The sequence below is a fragment of the Halovibrio variabilis genome (assembly GCF_007991175.1).
Classification (GTDB): Bacteria; Pseudomonadota; Gammaproteobacteria; order Pseudomonadales; family Halomonadaceae; genus Vreelandella; species Vreelandella variabilis.
Map to the genome: position 1 here is coordinate 98,752 of NZ_BJXV01000014.1, position 16,644 is coordinate 115,395.

22 protein-coding genes are annotated in these 16,644 nt (G+C 53.7%); 8 read left to right on the forward strand and 14 right to left on the reverse strand.

Annotation, left to right across the window (positions count from 1 at the left end):
• Positions 1-94 precede the first annotated feature (94 nt).
• Positions 95-340 carry a type II toxin-antitoxin system CcdA family antitoxin gene (locus tag HVA01_RS13265; RefSeq protein ID WP_144812960.1) on the forward strand — a complete coding sequence of 82 codons (246 nt, stop codon included), beginning with the start codon at positions 95-97 and terminating at the stop codon, positions 338-340.
• Positions 340-657, forward strand: a complete 318-nt coding sequence (locus HVA01_RS13270; protein WP_146875886.1) for a CcdB family protein — start codon at positions 340-342, stop codon at positions 655-657. Before HVA01_RS13265 ends, HVA01_RS13270 begins: the two co-directional genes overlap by 1 nt.
• 21 nt (positions 658-678) lie before the next feature.
• Here HVA01_RS13270 and HVA01_RS13275 read toward each other — a convergent pair whose 3' ends face one another.
• The 3 genes from HVA01_RS13275 to HVA01_RS13285 all read right to left on the reverse strand — a co-directional run bounded on the left by HVA01_RS13275 (position 679) and on the right by HVA01_RS13285 (position 2,936).
• Positions 679-1,278 carry a DUF6680 family protein gene (locus tag HVA01_RS13275; protein WP_146875887.1) on the reverse strand — a complete coding sequence of 200 codons (600 nt, stop codon included), beginning with the start codon at positions 1,276-1,278 and terminating at the stop codon, positions 679-681.
• 61 nt (positions 1,279-1,339) lie between these two features.
• Entirely contained in the window at positions 1,340-2,524 is a 1,185-nt protein-coding gene (locus HVA01_RS13280; protein ID WP_146875888.1) for an HNH endonuclease signature motif containing protein, read from the reverse strand.
• A gap of 94 nt (positions 2,525-2,618) precedes the next feature.
• Positions 2,619-2,936: a DUF2511 domain-containing protein gene (locus tag HVA01_RS13285; RefSeq protein WP_170243516.1), complete on the reverse strand. Its 318-nt coding sequence runs from the start codon at positions 2,934-2,936 to the stop codon at positions 2,619-2,621.
• Between the two features lie 544 nt (positions 2,937-3,480).
• Between HVA01_RS13285 and HVA01_RS13290 the strand changes: the two genes are divergently transcribed.
• Positions 3,481-4,104: an OmpW/AlkL family protein gene (locus HVA01_RS13290; protein WP_146875890.1), complete on the forward strand. Its 624-nt coding sequence runs from the start codon at positions 3,481-3,483 to the stop codon at positions 4,102-4,104.
• 93 nt (positions 4,105-4,197) lie between these two features.
• Here HVA01_RS13290 and HVA01_RS13295 read toward each other — a convergent pair whose 3' ends face one another.
• Positions 4,198-4,530 (reverse strand): YqcC family protein, encoded by a 333-nt coding sequence (locus tag HVA01_RS13295; RefSeq protein WP_146875891.1) that lies wholly within the window; start codon positions 4,528-4,530, stop codon positions 4,198-4,200.
• Between the two features lie 313 nt (positions 4,531-4,843).
• Between HVA01_RS13295 and HVA01_RS13300 the strand changes: the two genes are divergently transcribed.
• The 4 genes from HVA01_RS13300 to HVA01_RS13315 all read left to right on the forward strand — a co-directional run bounded on the left by HVA01_RS13300 (position 4,844) and on the right by HVA01_RS13315 (position 7,844).
• Entirely contained in the window at positions 4,844-5,881 is a 1,038-nt protein-coding gene (locus HVA01_RS13300) for a DUF3549 family protein (protein ID WP_146875892.1), read from the forward strand.
• 36 nt (positions 5,882-5,917) lie between these two features.
• Positions 5,918-6,358 (forward strand): ATP-dependent zinc protease family protein, encoded by a 441-nt coding sequence (locus HVA01_RS13305; protein WP_146875893.1) that lies wholly within the window; start codon positions 5,918-5,920, stop codon positions 6,356-6,358.
• 41 nt (positions 6,359-6,399) lie between these two features.
• Positions 6,400-7,308, forward strand: a complete 909-nt coding sequence (gene rimK, locus HVA01_RS13310; protein WP_146875894.1) for a 30S ribosomal protein S6--L-glutamate ligase — start codon at positions 6,400-6,402, stop codon at positions 7,306-7,308.
• Between the two features lie 89 nt (positions 7,309-7,397).
• Positions 7,398-7,844 carry a hypothetical protein gene (locus HVA01_RS13315; protein WP_146875895.1) on the forward strand — a complete coding sequence of 149 codons (447 nt, stop codon included), beginning with the start codon at positions 7,398-7,400 and terminating at the stop codon, positions 7,842-7,844.
• A gap of 30 nt (positions 7,845-7,874) precedes the next feature.
• Here HVA01_RS13315 and HVA01_RS13320 read toward each other — a convergent pair whose 3' ends face one another.
• The 7 genes from HVA01_RS13320 to HVA01_RS13350 all read right to left on the reverse strand — a co-directional run bounded on the left by HVA01_RS13320 (position 7,875) and on the right by HVA01_RS13350 (position 14,663).
• Positions 7,875-8,558, reverse strand: a complete 684-nt coding sequence (locus HVA01_RS13320) for a SanA/YdcF family protein (RefSeq protein WP_246129626.1) — start codon at positions 8,556-8,558, stop codon at positions 7,875-7,877.
• Positions 8,559-8,602: 44 nt separating this feature from the next.
• Positions 8,603-9,172: a putative Fe-S cluster assembly protein SufT gene (gene sufT / locus HVA01_RS13325; RefSeq protein WP_146875896.1), complete on the reverse strand. Its 570-nt coding sequence runs from the start codon at positions 9,170-9,172 to the stop codon at positions 8,603-8,605.
• A 50-nt stretch (positions 9,173-9,222) separates the two neighbouring features.
• On the reverse strand, positions 9,223-10,503 hold the full coding sequence (locus HVA01_RS13330; RefSeq protein ID WP_146875897.1) for a cysteine desulfurase: 1,281 nt from the start codon (positions 10,501-10,503) through the stop codon (positions 9,223-9,225).
• A gap of 13 nt (positions 10,504-10,516) precedes the next feature.
• Positions 10,517-11,857: a Fe-S cluster assembly protein SufD gene (gene sufD / locus HVA01_RS13335; RefSeq protein ID WP_146875898.1), complete on the reverse strand. Its 1,341-nt coding sequence runs from the start codon at positions 11,855-11,857 to the stop codon at positions 10,517-10,519.
• A complete protein-coding gene (sufC, locus tag HVA01_RS13340; protein WP_146875899.1) occupies positions 11,854-12,603 on the reverse strand; it encodes a Fe-S cluster assembly ATPase SufC in 750 nt (249 codons plus the stop codon). The genes sufD and sufC overlap by 4 nt, the downstream gene beginning before the upstream one ends.
• Positions 12,604-12,677: 74 nt before the next feature.
• The gene (sufB, locus tag HVA01_RS13345) at positions 12,678-14,120 is read right to left on the reverse strand and encodes a Fe-S cluster assembly protein SufB (protein WP_146875900.1); all 1,443 of its coding nucleotides are present in this window, start codon (positions 14,118-14,120) and stop codon (positions 12,678-12,680) included.
• Between the two features lie 78 nt (positions 14,121-14,198).
• Positions 14,199-14,663 (reverse strand): SUF system Fe-S cluster assembly regulator, encoded by a 465-nt coding sequence (locus tag HVA01_RS13350; protein ID WP_146875901.1) that lies wholly within the window; start codon positions 14,661-14,663, stop codon positions 14,199-14,201.
• Positions 14,664-14,965: 302 nt separating this feature from the next.
• On the opposite strand from HVA01_RS13350, the gene HVA01_RS13355 reads away from it, so the two are divergent.
• Complete coding sequence (locus tag HVA01_RS13355) at positions 14,966-15,169, forward strand: putative motility protein (RefSeq protein ID WP_146875902.1); 204 nt, start codon at positions 14,966-14,968, stop codon at positions 15,167-15,169.
• A 93-nt stretch (positions 15,170-15,262) separates the two neighbouring features.
• Here HVA01_RS13355 and HVA01_RS13360 read toward each other — a convergent pair whose 3' ends face one another.
• The 3 genes from HVA01_RS13360 to HVA01_RS13370 all read right to left on the reverse strand — a co-directional run bounded on the left by HVA01_RS13360 (position 15,263) and on the right by HVA01_RS13370 (position 16,606).
• A complete protein-coding gene (locus HVA01_RS13360) occupies positions 15,263-15,604 on the reverse strand; it encodes a zinc ribbon domain-containing protein YjdM (protein ID WP_146875903.1) in 342 nt (113 codons plus the stop codon).
• A 110-nt stretch (positions 15,605-15,714) separates the two neighbouring features.
• Positions 15,715-16,191, reverse strand: a complete 477-nt coding sequence (locus tag HVA01_RS13365; RefSeq protein ID WP_146875904.1) for a YbhB/YbcL family Raf kinase inhibitor-like protein — start codon at positions 16,189-16,191, stop codon at positions 15,715-15,717.
• A gap of 40 nt (positions 16,192-16,231) precedes the next feature.
• Complete coding sequence (locus HVA01_RS13370) at positions 16,232-16,606, reverse strand: thiol-disulfide oxidoreductase DCC family protein (RefSeq protein WP_146875905.1); 375 nt, start codon at positions 16,604-16,606, stop codon at positions 16,232-16,234.
• Positions 16,607-16,644: the final 38 nt, after the last annotated feature.

Consider the following 16,644-nt stretch of genomic DNA (forward strand, 5'->3'; position numbering starts at 1 on the left):
GGATTACCCTGCAATTTGTTAAATGCTCACTTGAATGCGCATTCCAGTGCGCATAATCTGTAATAATGTTGGTCACAACTCTGTGGAGGGAAAAATGCCAGAACTTTACGATACAGCCGCACCCAGAAAGGCAGCGAACCTGTCGGTGAACAGTGACCTCCTAAACAAGACCCGCGCTCTGAACATTAACCTTTCAGCCACCCTTGAGCGGGCGCTGAAGGAAGAGCTTGCGAAACGAGAGGCCGCTCAATGGGTCGAAGAAAACCGTAGTGCGATCAAGAATTATAACGAATTCGTTGAGCAACATGGGTGCTTTGGCGACGAATTTCGGGAGTTTTGATGGCACAATTCGACGTTTACCCTAACCCAAGTAAAACCAGCAAAGCGCACTACCCTTACCTGATAGATATTCAAAGCGCCCTTCTGACCGACTTGGCAACTCGTATCGTTATCCCTTTGGGGAGGAGCGCTGCTTTTGGCGAACAGGCCATGCGGGGCCTCACGCCAGAGGTAACGTTCAACGATCAGACGTTGCTCTTGCTCACTCCGCAAATTTCCTCGGTGCCAAAAAAGCACCTAAAGAATCCCGTCGGCTCCCTCTCGCACTTCAGAGATCACATTATTGCCGCACTGGATCTCGCGGTCACTGGCATTTAACGCTTCGAAACAGCGGCGAGTTTACGAGTCCGACTGCTTTTGATCGTTATGTGACTCTGCTTCCGGCACAGGGTCAATAGGTTGGTAGGGTGGTAGGTATGTAACCGCCATTGGAAAGGATCTTCGCCCTTCCAAGATACCAACGATCCCTTCTCTTATCTTGGTTTGATCTCTTTCAATTTTTCCGTGCGCTATCGGGCTATAACAATCCCGCTTCAGCTGGACTTCATCAAAGTCATAACCTAAGGACTGAGACATGGCATACAGTAAAGACGTAAATAGCTCAGCCCCTTTCTCTATCCATGCGTCTAGACGTTCATCAGGTACGCTGTTATTCAGATGATCGTTATAGATTTTCCATGCGTTCGTGACTTTCCTGTCAGCTTCCGATTGCCAGCGTTTACCGAAGTATTTCTTCCCGTAGAATTCCAGGTCTATCATGTTTAGAGCTGAAACGTGTGGCCCTGAAAGCCTAGTAGCCCGTGTCTCCATCAGGGTATGGAAGATTTGAAGTTTTCTTTGCTTTCGGTCTCGTATGCTCTCGACCATTTTTTGCGCTTGGACAGCCAGAATTGGCCCAGCGATGATCGCGCAAACGGTAATCCAATCTTTGATTTCCATGTTCAAATCCATACTGACCTCTTGGGCACATAACGTTCAAGGTCAGGGGCGCTGCGCGGCCTCACTGCGCAGCGTCCCCTGCACCGCCAGGTTGGGCATCATCTGCATCATCGTCCAAAAAATCATCATCAATGTATTCGGCGTACTGCCGTTCGTAGGCAATTGCTGGCGTCTTATGCACCCATTTGTTGGGTTGAGCAATTAGAAGGGGACTTGCCCGAACTAGAGTGACCTTATCAGCTTGCAGTTCAACAGTACGTACAAGGCAATAGATGATGTAGCGATTCTTGCCACCAATTCGGGTGATGGCTGACATAGACATCATGAAGATGGGATCTAGTATCCATTCAATACGAAGATGCTTTCGTGAATAGTGAAGAAGGATGGTCGGAGTGCTCGCAGTGATAGGCAGGTCCGGCCCTTTAGCACAGACACCGCCGATGAAGAACGCGTAATGCCCTTCGCTCGCCTTCAGGGCGGAATGCCCTGCGTTAGCCGTTTCATCTAGATCGATGAAGTTAGTCACCGTGGCAATCTGCTGCGTCAGTTGTTTGTAGTGCTCTGTCTCTTGGTGCGTGATGTAGTCGAATAGGTAGCGCCCTCCCGACAAGTGTGTCTGAACATACTTCTGGTCAAAGGAGCCACCAGCGCCCAAAATGCCTGCGCTGCGAAGGCTGGCTGTAAGCGTTGTTTGAGGTATCTTCTTGAAGAGACGAACACACAACTCTTCGATGCGTTTCACATTGACGTAGTCAATTGCATCGTCATTCACGTCGATTAATTGCGCTGCTCTTTGCGCATTCGCCACCTCGACCTGTTTTTCCCACTTCGTTTTTGTTGTGCGCAGCTGAGATTCGGTGAGCCTTAGAGTCAGCCCGCCTTGGTGTGCGAGGTCGTGATCGACGGGGCAAAGGACAATAAGATTGTTGTAGGTGTTGTCCTGAGTCTTTTCGTATTCGACTATGTGGTGAATGATGTAAGAAGGCCCCTTTTGACCTTTGCACACACTGCACACGAAGTTACTGCTTTCCAGCAGTAACTGAACAATTTGCTCGTCGATTGGTTCCCGCCGTACACAGTGGCTCAAGGTCTTCGCTTCAGCCTCGGAAAGACCGAACTTTGAAACCATATCCTTCTGGCTAAGTGACCTCGCCTTGGTCACAGTGAGCCCAGCTGAATTAGCTTTTTCGGCAAGATCGCTAGCAACACCGTATTGAAGCAGAGTACCTAGAGTGCGTGCATTCATGGGGTCAGTCGCCTCGGAGCGAGTGTGTTGATGCCCAACGCTAACCGTCAGCCGCGCGAGGTACGAGCGTCGGCTGCACAGGATGGTTAAATTCTCAACACTGCTCCAGCGCTAAATCAATCATGGAACCTATATTGACTCTCACCCCTGGAATCTCAGGGTTTTCTCGCCAAATTGGATCTATAGGCGCATAGCCACTACTACGGGCAAAACCATTCAGTTGATAGGACGTCCCGCCTGTCTTGAAGATCGCCGCCTGGCCATCAACACAATCCACAACTCCACTTTCTACAGTAAACGGCCAAGATTCCCCAAACTCGCCTTTTGAGACCTCTAAGCCTGAGCTGCTAGATTGCCCACAACCTGACAATGCAAACAAAATTACGACAATTAACGTGGTACGGATGTTCATTCGTTTCTCCATGAATTTAACAGTTTATTTATAAGCATGCGTATTTTTCTAGAAAGTCTAACACCATAAAAACCTTCAAGGTATTGATAAGAATGGAAAATCACCAATCCCCAATGCAAACCACGCTAGAAAAAAGCGCATGCTCATAATCACTTATGACCATCTTTTCGCATTGCCTATAAGCACGGCATATTTTTTACAACCAGCTGTTTTAATTCGTTTTTATAAAAAAATCCGGAAAATTTGAGCATGCCGCTTGCTGAGCGTACCAGAAAAACACGCATTACGGACTCAAAATACTGCTTATAGCTGTGCATATACCCATGCTAATTGGGTACCCAAATGGCCAGCAGCCCGCTCCTGAGTTAGGCTTCCCCGCCCCCCTCCCTCCTAATAACGTTTGTCTAATAACCCTTGCCCTGGATCAATAATCCACTCCCTGGGTCTCGTTACACTTGTTTCATCGTTAAGCGGCTATCGAATGGCCGCCCAGCTTTGCAACTAGTCATTTGAAACTGTCTGTTTTAACACCTGGAGTGAACCCATGCGTAAAGCCGCCCTTTCCACCTTACTCGTTTCCAGCATTGCCGCTGCGGCATTGATGACCAGCAGCCAGGCATTTGCTTATGGCGCGGGTGACTTTTTTACCCGCGTGGGTATTGCGAAAGTGGACCCGAAAAGCAATAACGGTGAGATCTTAGGCGCCGATGTTAATGTCGATGCGGAATCGAATTTTGCCTTCACTCTGGGCTATCGCTTCCACGATAAGATGGGCGTCGAGCTGTTGGCCGCGCTACCCTTCAAACACGACCTGCAGGTGGAAGGCGTGACCGATGGCTCTACCAAGCATCTGCCGCCTACCCTCACGCTACAGTACTACCCGCTAGGGGGTACCGAGGCCCGTGTTCAGCCTTATGTCGGCGCCGGTATTAACTACACCCGCTTCTCTGACGAAAAAACCGATATCGGCGCGTCATTGGAACTTGACGACTCCTGGGGCGCTGCGGGTCAGGTAGGTGTGGACCTGCTGATTGATGAACATTGGGCGTTCAATGCGGCGGCCTGGTATATCGATATCGATGCCGACGCCAAAGTAGGCGGCGCAGACGCTGGCAGCGTTGAGATCGACCCTGTCGTGGTCATGGCAGGCCTCAGTTACCGCTTCTAGGCCGCCTGTAAAACCACCGTTTTAGCTGTTATCCCCAAAGCCTGCCTTTCTGGCAGGCTTTTCGTTACTAAGATCCTACGCAGCTCTTCCCTTTCAGCTCTCCGTGACAATCTGATCGACCTTCTCCACCGCGCGAACGACGAGCAGCTGGTGGTGGGCGGGTGTTTTTTCCTGCTGCAAATAGGCCGCCACGGCGGGCGCCACCTCGCACTTGGCGGGCATGGCAGCATTCGCATCAATCAAAGCGTTCAAACGGGCAATAAACACAAAGCGGATCCACTGGGGAAGCGACATGGTGTCGATACAAAACGGCTGCTGGCTTGCAAATGCGTCTGCGTCCGGTCTTGGCATACGCCACAAATCGGCGGCTTTCATCGAAGCTTCAAGCTCTAAAAGCGCGGTTTGCAGCGGCTGATAAGTACTCATAAATAGGTTTGTCACTGCCTTGGAAAGTGAAAAAGAAAATCGTCCTATCATTATCCCTGCTGTGTGGACGGCTTGCCAATCAAGATCGTTTGAGAATACTTATCCATAGACCCACAGAAAACCTGCATGAGCCTGTGGATAAACTATGGAAAGGTGTCGCAGCGCCTGCTCTCATGGGGCTTTCGACTAGTTGTTTAATTTTTAACCGCACTGTCATGAATGGCGCGTCATTTGAACGATGTTTATCGACTTTTGCGGCTGACAGTGATCCATCATCAAGGTAGAGTGCAGGCTTGCAACGCGGAAGGATGTCATGCAACCGATTCAAACCCTTGATGAGTTTTTTACCCGTAGCGGTGGTGAGGTCTCGCTTTACCATATGGGCCGCCATGTCGTCCCCTGTCCACGGGAGTCATTCGCTGCCTTTGAACGTGGCGAGCTGGCGTGGCCAGAACCATGGCAAAGCCAAGCGCGATTAGCCATTGTGTTTCGCCTCGGCGATATGCCCGAGCCGGCGATTTGGTTTTTAGCCTTACCGCTGGATGAACAAGGGCTGCTGGTACCCGCCCAGCGCGATGCGTTTTTAAATCGGCTATTAGAGACGCTGGGACGCAACGTTTCGCAAGTAGGCCGCGAAGAAACAGCGGACGTGGATCATTTAATGAAGGATAATCCTCTCGCCTTCACGCCGAATGTTACCTTCCAAGCGACGTTAAATGCCCGCGCTACCTACGCCATGGGCTTGCCCGCCAGTCAGCATTTAGAACCCGTTGAAGCGTACTTTAGCGGCCAGCTAAGCATTGATTGGCAAGCCTTGGGGTTACAAGGGATCGCCGACTACGTCGCCCGCTTGGAAACGCCTGACGATGCAACCTTAGCTCAACAACTGGGTTCACTGCCTGCCGCCGTTATTCACTCATTGTGCTACTGTTTAGAACATCATGCCTTGTCAGCGGCACTAGCGTCGGCACTTCACCAGCGAGGCGAGGTTGCCGCGCAAGCGGGCGATGTAGAAACCCTGTGTGCCTGTCTACGCGCTGTGGGCAATACCGACAGCGCCGAAATTGGCCAGTGGTATGGCCTTTTATTAACTGACACGGCGGCTTGCGGGCCTGATGTGCTCGCCGCCATGGCAGGCCGCGGCTGGCGCCACCTTGAAGATGCTCAGCGACTGCCGCTATTTCTACAGCGTTTGGCGGAGGACAAGCGGACCGATTTCGCCGCGGCGGTGCGAGACATTGCGCTAATACCGCGGCTACGCTTACCGGTCATGATGGCGCTACGGGATGCGCCAGCGGGCTCCCCGGTCCAACGCCGATTAGCCCTTATGATGCAACACAGCAATGCTTGATTCGATGTTGTCACTTTTATTTGCAAGGAGTGAACTTTGAAGGAATTACCCTATCAGGCTAAGGCGGTTATTGGACGTCGCGAGATGGTGACGTTACCTGAGCTTGGGCTCCACCTTTGTTGCAAAGCCGACACCGGTGCACGCACGTCTGCCCTGCATGCGGAAGAGATAGACACCCATGAAGATGAACATGGGCAACTGTGGGTGAGTTTTATTACCCACGGCGGGGGACCGGACACGCCGGCCCACCGTTATAGTCTGCACTTGCATGATCGACGCCGGGTCACCAGTTCTAACGGCCATAGCGAGTGGCGCTATGTGATCCGCACCCCGATGCAAATGGGCGAATTAAATTTTCTCGTTGAACTGACCCTGACTGACCGTAGCAATATGCGCCATCCGATGTTACTAGGACGCCGCGCCTTGCGCCGCCTGCTAGTTGCACCCGGTGCCGCTTTTTTGCACGGTGAGCCTTAACCCCTTATTAGTCGCCTTAATTTAGGCTCGGAGTCTCTTACATGCATATCGCTCTGCTGTCGCGCAATCGCAATTTGTACTCTACCCGCCGCTTGGTGGAAGCTGCAGAGCAGCGCGGGCATACCGCTCGCGTGGTGGACACGCTGCGCTGCTATATGAGCATTACCTCTCACCACCCCTCGATTCACTATAAAGGCGAAGAGATTGAGCCTTTCGATGCAGTGATCCCGCGGATTGGCTCATCGGTGACCTTTTACGGCTGCGCGGTGCTGCGTCAGTTTGAGATGATGGGCACTTACGTTATCAACGATAACGTCTCGATTACCCGCTCACGGGACAAGCTGCGTTCGCTACAGCTACTATCGCGTAAAGGCCTGGGCCTACCAATCACGGGGTTTGCCCACTCGCCTGACGATATTCCCGACTTAATCACCATGGTAAAAGGCGCACCGCTGGTCATTAAGTTGCTCGAAGGCACCCAGGGGATTGGCGTGGTACTGGCGGAAACCAACCAGGCGGCAGAATCGGTGATTCAAGCCTTCATGGGCATGAAAGCCAACATCATGGTGCAGGAGTATATTAAAGAAGCGCGTGGCGCCGATATCCGCTGCTTAGTGATCGGCGATAAGGTGGTGGCGTCAATGAAGCGCCAGGCGGCAGAGGGCGAGTTTCGTTCGAACCTGCACCGCGGCGGCACCGCCAGCGTGATCCGAATTACCCCCGAAGAGCGCTCTACCGCTATTCGCGCGGCAAAAGCCATGGGGCTGCGCGTGGCCGGTGTCGACTTGTTGCGCTCTAATCACGGGCCGGTGATTATGGAGGTTAACTCTTCACCTGGGCTGTTTGGCATTGAAAACGCCACCGGCAAGGATATTGCAGGCATGATTATTGAACATATTGAAAAAAATGCCGTGCCCCCCCGCAAGGCGCCGCCTAAGCCGAAAGGCTAGGGCAAAAAATATAAAATATATCCGTTACGGGGGTGGCAAATTGACGCTGCCCCGCTCACAATCTGCGTCACCGAAGGAGGTAGACGCTCATGTTTCTCGATAATCGCCAAGTGGCGATGGACAGCGTATTGGAAGCGCTGGCCGATAGCATTGATTATTTCCAAGACAATATCGAACGCCTGCGGCCCTCACTGCGCGACGCCCTAAAGCCGCACTATACCGAACGGCTTAAACAGATGCGCAAGCTGCAGGAACTCGCCCGTACGCATTTGAAAATGCTGCCTCGCGATGCAGACGTTGAGCGGGATGATTTTCTCTGGCTATGGAGCCGCTTGAAAAGCTTTGTTGGCAACGATAGTCAAGTATTGATCAATGAGCTATTGGAGCAAGAGCGGGTACTGATGCAGGCCCTCTCTTCACTGTTTACTCACCCCTTGCCCGACCCGATCGAGCCAGTAGTGGAAGAGTGCATGCGGGGCTGTCGTAAGCTGATACGCGAGCTGTATACGCTGCAAAAGCGCAAAACGCATCGCTGAGATTGGCAAGGCTGACGTGGGCAAAGCTGGTCAAGGGGCGACAAAACGCTTGTCTAACCCCGGCAGGATGAGTTCAATGGGAGGCCGCGGCGGCAATTCAATGGGTTCCGGCGCACCTAGAAAATAGGGTTCCCGCTTCCAAATATACAGATCGCCCAGGGTGGCTACCCGCGCCGCCCACTCGCGCAGCTTTAAGCGCCACCCCAAAGCGACCGTTGGGTCATCCGCCACGCAGCCAGTGACATCTATACCTAACGCCCGACCAATATACACCGCCCGCGGCAGGTGCCAGCTCTGCGTGATCAGTAACGCCCTTTCAAGCTGAAAAACGTCCTTGGCACGAGCCAGCGTGTCGTAGGTGCTAAAGCCCGCAAAATCCATGGTCAACCGCTCAGGCGCTACGCCGCGCCGATACAGCTCGCGCCACATCGCCCGTGGCTCGTTATACGCCTGGGTACGGTTATCCCCTGAGAGCAACAGATGCTCGACACTCGCTTGATCAATCAATGTTGCCGCGGTGCGCATACGGGCATGAAAGTGCGGGTTGCGTACGCCGCTGCGCGTCCAGTGAGACGTGCCAAATACAATTCCCACTTTATCGGGGCGGCATTGCTGGGGTTGCTTTTCGATATAGGCCGCCGTGGTGGCCACTACCCAAAAATTACCCGCTATAAACAACAATATCGCCAGCAGCAATAGTGCTCCTAGCGACATTAGCAAACGCTTTAGCCATATCAACACAAGGTTATGTATCCAACTCAAAACATGCCGAGTTCAAGCTTGGCCTCGTCACTCATCATGTCACGGCTCCAGGGCGGACTGAAGACGATTTCGGTGTGCACTTTGCTGATTTGCGGCGCACCGAGGATCTTATTGCGCGCATCCGCGGCAATCACATCGCCCATTCCACAGCCTGGGGCGGTCAGCGTCATACGGATAGTCACCATGCGCTCACCGTTAATTAAGCGCTCGATACGGCAGCCGTAGACCAGCCCTAAATCAACAATGTTAACGGGAATCTCCGGGTCAAAACAGGTGCGTAGCTGATCCCACACAAACTGCTCTATTTCTTCTTCCGTTGCCGTTTCGGGCAGCGTAGGGCGCGGTAACGGCTCAAGCCCTAAGGCATCTAAGTTGCTGCCCTCAACCAGAAAAAGACGCCCCTCAAAACCGACACTCACCGTACTGCCCTTCGCTTGCATGACGCTCACCACGCTATCTTCGGCCAGCGTTTCCGTACTCCCAAACGGAATCGCAATAGCCTCCACATCACGCTGGAGCGGCAACTGTTGGCCTCGTTCGAGACTAGCGACTTGCTCAAGATCCATAGCTGTCCTTAAATAGCTGTTCTTAGAGAACTGGCCTTACATAACCGCGCTTAACGCACCATATTAATGACACGTTGAAGTGCTTCAATAAAGCGGTCCACTTCTTCCAGCGTATTATACGCCGCAAATGAAGCACGGCACGTCGCGTCTACCCCGAAATGATGTAACAACGGCTGCGCGCAGTGGTGCCCGGTACGAATGGCGACGCCGAGCTGATCGATCAGCAGACCAATATCCTGGGAGTGCGCACCGTCCACGATAAAGGAGAGAACGGCAGCTTTATCAGGCGCTGTGCCTAAAATACGTAGACCGTCAATGCGGCCCGCCGCTTGCGTCGCATGCGCAAGCAGCTGCCCTTCCCAGGCGCCAATCGCGCTCACACCGACGCTCTCCATCCACTCCAAAGCCCGCCCCAGGGCGATCACTTCCGCAATAGCCGGCGTGCCCGCTTCAAATTTATGTGGAATCGCCGCGAAGGTAGTGCCGACATCAAAGGAGACGGTATTGATCATCTCACCGCCGCCCTGCCAGGGCGGCATCGCTTCAAGCAGTGCCTGCTTACCGTACAGCACGCCCACCCCGGTCGGCCCATAAACTTTATGGCCGGAGAAGGCATAGAAGTCGGCATCAATGGCTTGCACATCGACAACCTGATGCGGCGCGGCCTGAGCGCCATCGACCAGTATCACCGCGCCCTGATGATGAGCCAGCGCGGCCATCTCCTGGACTGGATTAACCGTGCCAAACGCATTAGAGACGTGGTTCACCGCCACCAGCTTGGTACGCTCGCTAAGCAGCGCGCGATAAGCGGCCAGGTCCAGCGTGCCGTTGGCTTCGACGGGAATCACCTTGATGGTGAAGCCGATCTCAGCGGCCAGCAGCTGCCAGGGCACAATATTGGAGTGGTGCTCAAGCATCGAAATAAGCACTTCATCACCAGGGGCAAGGTTTTTCCGCCCCCAGCTTTGCGCCACCAGGTTAATCGCTTCTGTGGTGCCACGGGTGAAGATGATCTGACGCGCATCTTCCGCGTTGAGAAACGCCCGAACCCGATGGCGCGTGCCTTCAAACGCCGCTGTTGCTTCATCGGCGAGGGTGTGCAGCCCACGATGGATATTGGCGTTATAGCGCGAATAGTAATCGCTAAATACGTCAATGACCTGCTGTGGCGTCTGGCTAGTGGCCGCGTTGTCTAAATAGATCAGCGGCTTGCCGTGCACTTCACGAGCCAAAATCGGGAAGTCCTGACGCAGCCGCGCAACGTCTAAAGGCGCTTGCGCAGGGCTCGTTGGCGAAAGGCTAGGCGCTGACTCAATAACGGTATGTGGCATCGAACACTCCTGGTTAATCGTTGAGAGCAACCGCCGTTTCTACCAGCCCTGCCAGATTAAAGCGCTCTGGCAGCTTACCAGCGACCGCTAATTCAACGCGTTCGGCAATTGCGTCCAGACTGACCTTGTCCAGCACTTCACCGGCAAAGGCCAGCGTCAGTAGACCCCGTGCAGTGGCTTCATCAATGCCGCGGGTACGCAGCACATAGATAGCGTTTTCGTCCAACTGGCCGGTGGTCGTACCGTGCGAGCACTTCACATCGTCGGCATAGATTTCAAGCTCGGGCTTGGCGTCGATGTGGGCGCGATCCGAGAGCAGTAAGTTTTGGTTACTTTGATAGCCTTCGATCTTCTGACTGTCGCGCTTGACGTAGACTTTGCCGTTAAACACCCCGTGGGCGCGGTCATCCAGAATGCCTTTGTAGTTCTCGTTGGAGAACGTCAGCGGCGCGTTGTGATTCACCTTGGTGTGGTTATCAACGTGCTGGCGCCCCTGGCCAAAGAACAGCCCCAGAAAATTGGTTTCCGCGCCCTGGCCATTCAAATCACTGATCAGGTCGTTACGCACCAGCGAACCGCCCAAGCTCAGGTTGTAAGAGGTATAGCGCGTATCACGACCCTGCTCCACGTGGATACTTGCCACGTGCATATCGCCCAGCGGCGCTTCTTGCAGCTTGTAGTGGGCCAATATCGCGCCACGATCAAGCATCAACTCACCCACCACATTGGTGAAGTTAGTCGCTTCACTTTCACCAGTATAGTGTTCAATCAGCGTGGCTTCGCTGCGGCTACCGGCTTCTACCAGCACGCGCGGGTGGCACATCACCGGCTGGCCAGCACGGGATAGAAACTGCAGCAGAATGGGTTTTTCAACCACCGTTCCGGGCGCGATGCGCACCACGGCGCCCTCTTCCATAAAGGCGGTGTTCAATGCGGCAAACGGTGAGAATTCGACCCCGGTCAAACGGCCCAGCGGCCCGCCCACGGCTTCGTGATTCTCCTCAAGCGCCTTGGAAAGCGGTAATACCTGGACGCTTGACGGCAGCGAATCAACATCCGAGAGTGCGGCCGAAAAAACACCATCCACGAAGGTAAGTCGATAGGCATTGATGGGCAGCGTCAGCGCCGCAGCGCTAGCCGGGGAAAATTCGGCGTCATCGGCCAGGGCAAAGTTGCCCCGGGCAATCGAGCGCACGTCGGTATATTTCCACTCTTCATCACGGCGCGTCGGGAAACCCAAGGCTTCAAACCGTGCAGCGCCCGCCTGGCGGCGCGCGGCGATCCAGGTTGGCTCCGCCTGATAGCCTTGGCTACGCGCTTGCAGCGTATCTAAAAAGGTTTGCGTATCGCTCATGCCACAGACTCCTCGATGCCTTCGTACCCGTTGGCTTCCAGCTGTTTGGCCAGCTCAGCGTCGCCGCTTTTGACAATACGGCCATCGACCAGCACATGGACTTTATCCGGCACGATGTAATCCAGCAGGCGCTGATAGTGAGTGACCAGCAGAATGGCGCGGTCTTGAGCGCGCAGGCTGTTAACGCCATCTGCAACGACTTTCATGGCGTCGATATCCAGCCCCGAATCGATTTCATCGAGCATGGCGAGTTTGGGCTGGAGTACCAGCATTTGCAGAATCTCGTTGCGCTTTTTCTCGCCGCCAGAGAAGCCTTCGTTTACCGCACGCTGCAGGAAGCTGGCGTCCATTTTCATGTAGCCGAGCTTCTCTTTGACCAGCTTCATAAACTCCGGTGCGGGCATCTCGCCTTCACCGCGAGCCACACGCTGGGCATTAAGCGCTGCTTTCAGCAGATAGATGTTTTTTACCCCTGGAATTTCCACCGGGTATTGAAAGCCCAACAGCAAACCGGCCTGGGCGCGCTCTTCAATTTCCATCTCGAGCACGTCTTTGCCTTCAAAGGTAACCGTACCCTGGGTAACTTCGTAGCCATCTTTACCGGCGATCACCGCCGATAGTGTCGATTTACCCGCGCCGTTTGGCCCCATGATGGCGTGTACTTCACCGGCATTGATGGTCAGGGTGAGGCCTTTAAGAATTTCATTACCTTCGACGGTGACGTGTAAATCATTCACTTGCAACATATTGATTACCTTTCTGATTCTTGCGTGCCGCCAGGGCGACACGGGTATAAGTAAGTAAAACAAAGGGCCAACGGTTAGCCTACCGCACCTTCCAACGTCACGTTGAGCAGTGCTTCGGCTTCTACCGCGAATTCCATCGGCAGCTCTTGGAAAACGTCTTTACAGAAGCCGTTAACGATCATGCTGACGGCGTCCTCTTCCGAGATACCGCGGCTCTGGCAGTAGAACAGCTGGTCTTCCCCGATTTTAGACGTGGTCGCTTCGTGCTCAATGGTCGCCGTGCTATTACCAATTTCTTGGTAGGGGAAGGTGTGCGCACCGCTCTTATCGCCGATCAGCAGCGAATCGCACTGGGTAAAGTTGCGCGCCCCTTTGGCCCGCGGGCCGATTTTCACCAGGCCACGATAGGACTGGTCACTTCTGCCCGCTGAAATGCCCTTGGCGACGATATAAGAGCGAGTGCCCTCACCAATATGAATCATCTTGGTGCCGGTATCCGCCTGCTGACGACCGTTGGTGACCGCAACGGAGTAAAATTCGCCGATGCTGTCTTTACCGCGCAGCACACAGGAGGGGTACTTCCAGGTGATGGCAGAACCGGTTTCCACCTGGGTCCAGCTGATCCGTGAACGGTCGCCACGGCAGTCACCGCGTTTGGTAACAAAGTTGTAGATACCGCCAACGCCGTTTTCATCACCGGGGTACCAGTTCTGTACGGTGGAGTATTTGATATAGGCGTCGTCTAGCGCGACGAGCTCGACCACTGCGGCGTGGAGCTGGTTTTCATCGCGCATCGGCGCCGTACAGCCTTCCAGATAGGAGACCTGAGCACGGCTTTCGCAAATAATCAGCGTGCGTTCAAACTGGCCGGTGTTGGCCGCGTTAATACGGAAGTAAGTCGACAGCTCCATCGGGCAGGTCACGCCTTCCGGCACAAACACAAAGGAGCCATCGGTAAACACCGCTGAGTTCAGTGCCGCAAAATAGTTGTCGTTTTGCGGGACGACGGTGCCCAGGTATTGCTTGATCAGCTCTGGGTAGTCGCGAATGGCTTCGGAAATCGAGCAGAAAATCACCCCGGCTTCGCCCAGCTGCTTTTTAAAGGTGGTAGCGACCGACACGGAGTCGAACACGGCGTCTACCGCCACGCCCGCAAGCGCGGCGCGCTCGTGCAGCGGAATACCCAGTTTTTCGTAGGTCTCCAGCAGCTTGGGATCCACTTCATCCAGGCTCTGAGGACGGTCTTCCGGGCGCTTCGGTGCGCTAAAGTAAGAGATGGACTGGTAATCAATCGGCGGATAATCGAGATGCGCCCAGGAAGGAGCCTCCATCTTCAACCATTGACGGTAGGCATCCAGACGCCACTCAAGCATCCACTCGGGTTCGCCTTTCTTGTTAGAGATAAAGGCGATGGTGTTTTCATCCAGGCCAGGTGGCAGGGTGTCGCTTTCAATATCGGTTACAAAGCCGTCTTTGTATTCGCGACGAACCAACTGTTCCATTTCTTCAGTTGCCATGGTGATACCCTCCGGGCAGTTGGGTGGCGAGGTCATCGCCTTTAATAATTAATAAGGCCTGCTTCTACGGCGGCGCTGTTAGGCAGTCGCTGTCGACAGGCTGATCGTTTGAATCGGCATTTGCACCGGCAATTTAATCGGCGCGGTATCCGCAAGGTGCGCGAGCGTCACGCTCTCAAGCAGGGTGCGCATTGCCAATGAAACCCGTTGCCAGTTGTCGGCCACGCTGCAGGTCGCTACCAGCTCACAATCACCTTCTGCTTGACTACACTCGGTCATGGCGACGGGGCCTTCAATCGCCGCAATAATGTCGGCGGCGGTAATTTGCGACGCTGGGCGCGCAAGCCGATAACCGCCTTGAACGCCGCGCTGAGAAACCAACAGCCCTGCGCGCACCAGCATTTTAAGCGTCTTACTCACAGTGGGGTGTGGCAACTGCACGGCGTCAGCCAGATCAGCCGCTGCATGCGACGCTTGGGAGTGACGGGCAATTTGCGCCATCACTACCGCGGCATAGTCTGTCAGCCGAGAAAGCTTGAGCATGTCGACTCCCCTTGAGCGTTTTCTTTATGCGGCTTTTTGAACCGCCGCAGCTGAATTGAGGACCATTTTAGTCCTGTATAAATTTGATGTGAAGCCCTTGAGCAAAATGGATAGCAATTTACGCATAATATCGGCACGTTCGACGCTAATCGCATCAAAAACAACAATCATTATCATTCAGAAAAGCTATCGCCTAACCTTTTCCAGAAGAGGGCTTTGCACTTGGTAGGGACGTCTGGTAATTTCAGTTGAGTATTTGATGCCATCGTTGCGGATGGCTAAAGCTATTCGAGGGTGACAACATGGATTCAGCCGTAAATAACATGGTAAGTGCATCGATGGCGATGCAGCAGGTACAGGTAAGCCAACAGGCCCAACTCAGCGTTTTTAAACAAGCGTTAGATGGCAGTGCATCGCAGATTGCTGCACTGATGGAAAGCGTTTCAATGGATTCCCAGTTAGCTACCAGTGGCAGCGTCGGAACACAAATTAATACCACGGCGTAACAAGCGTGATAGCCGATACAAAAATAACCCCCTGACTAACGCCAGGGGGCTATTTTTTTGGCTATCTATTTCTGGTTTTTTATATGGTTAGCGTTACGCTTTCTTAACAAACTCGGATTTAAGCTTCATCGGGCCGATACCGTCAATTTTGCAGTCGATATCGTGATCGCCGTCCACTAGACGAATGCTTTTCACTTTGGTGCCTACTTTCACCACCAACGAACTACCTTTAACCTTTAAATCCTTGATCACCGTAACGCTATCGCCGTCGACCAGCTTATTGCCGTTGGCATCGCGCACGCCTGCCGTGTCATCAGCCCCCGCGTCCTCTGCCACTTTTGACCACTCGTGACCACACTCTGGGCACACGTATTGAAGCCCATCGTCGTAGCTAAACTCCGAGGCACAGGCAGGACAATTAGGTAGATCACTCATCAGAAGGCTCCATCGCAGGGCTCATACAAAAAACTAATACAAAGGGCTAGCAAGAACTAAGAAAGCGATGGAGCCTACACGGGTTAGCCAAAATGTCCAGCATGATAATATTAGCCGCGCTGATAGGTCCCCACCAGGCGGTTCATGCCGAGCAGATTAGGCTCTACTTCTTGCAATAGCTCAGTCAGCGTCAAGCCTTCAGGTAGCGACGTTTGATGATCCAGCGCCAGCACCCAGAAGTAGTAAAGATGCTTGCCATGCCCTTCTGGCGGCATTGGGCCCGCATAGCCAATATTGCCACTGTCGTTCATCCCAGCGGCACCCAGCGCCGTCTTTTCAGTTAATTCCTGAATATCGCCCGGTAAGTTGTAGAGTACCCAGTGTACAAAACCGTAGCTTCCCCCTTTAACCAACGGCGCATCCGGGTCATGGCAGATGAGGGCAAACCCTTTGGTTCCCTCAGGCGCCTCCTGCCAAGCCAGCGCTGGCGATACATCGTCACCTTCCCCGGTGTGTTGGGAAGGAATCGCTTCATGGTTAGCAAACGCCGGGCTGGTAACCTGCATTGATGAAAGTGCAAATGCCATCTCTATCTCCTTGGTTTATCTGATGTGTCATTGCTTGGCTTTAAGTGGGCCACCGGCCCTGTTCCTGCAAGCGGCGCTTAACCCAAACATCATAAAGCTTGCGCAATCCTGTTTTAATGCCCGGCAGACCAATGATCCAGGCGATCGGCACCAGTACGGGTATGCGCGCCATTAATAAACGGTAAGCATCGATACCTTCAATGAGCTGGCCGTTGGCGGTTTCGACATGCAGGGAGCGCAGCGCCACTTCTGGTTCAACCCCTTTGGCGCGCAGCATCTGCTGGTGCTCGGTGACGTCAAGCCAGGCGATATCACCAACGTTTTTGCCCGCCCAGCGTTCATAGCGGCGCCGCTCTTTGCGACACAGCGGGCACTCTGCATCATAAAAGACATTGATAGCGCTTTGACTCGGCATATAGGCTCTCTAGACAAGATTATTTAATCAGTGTGGCA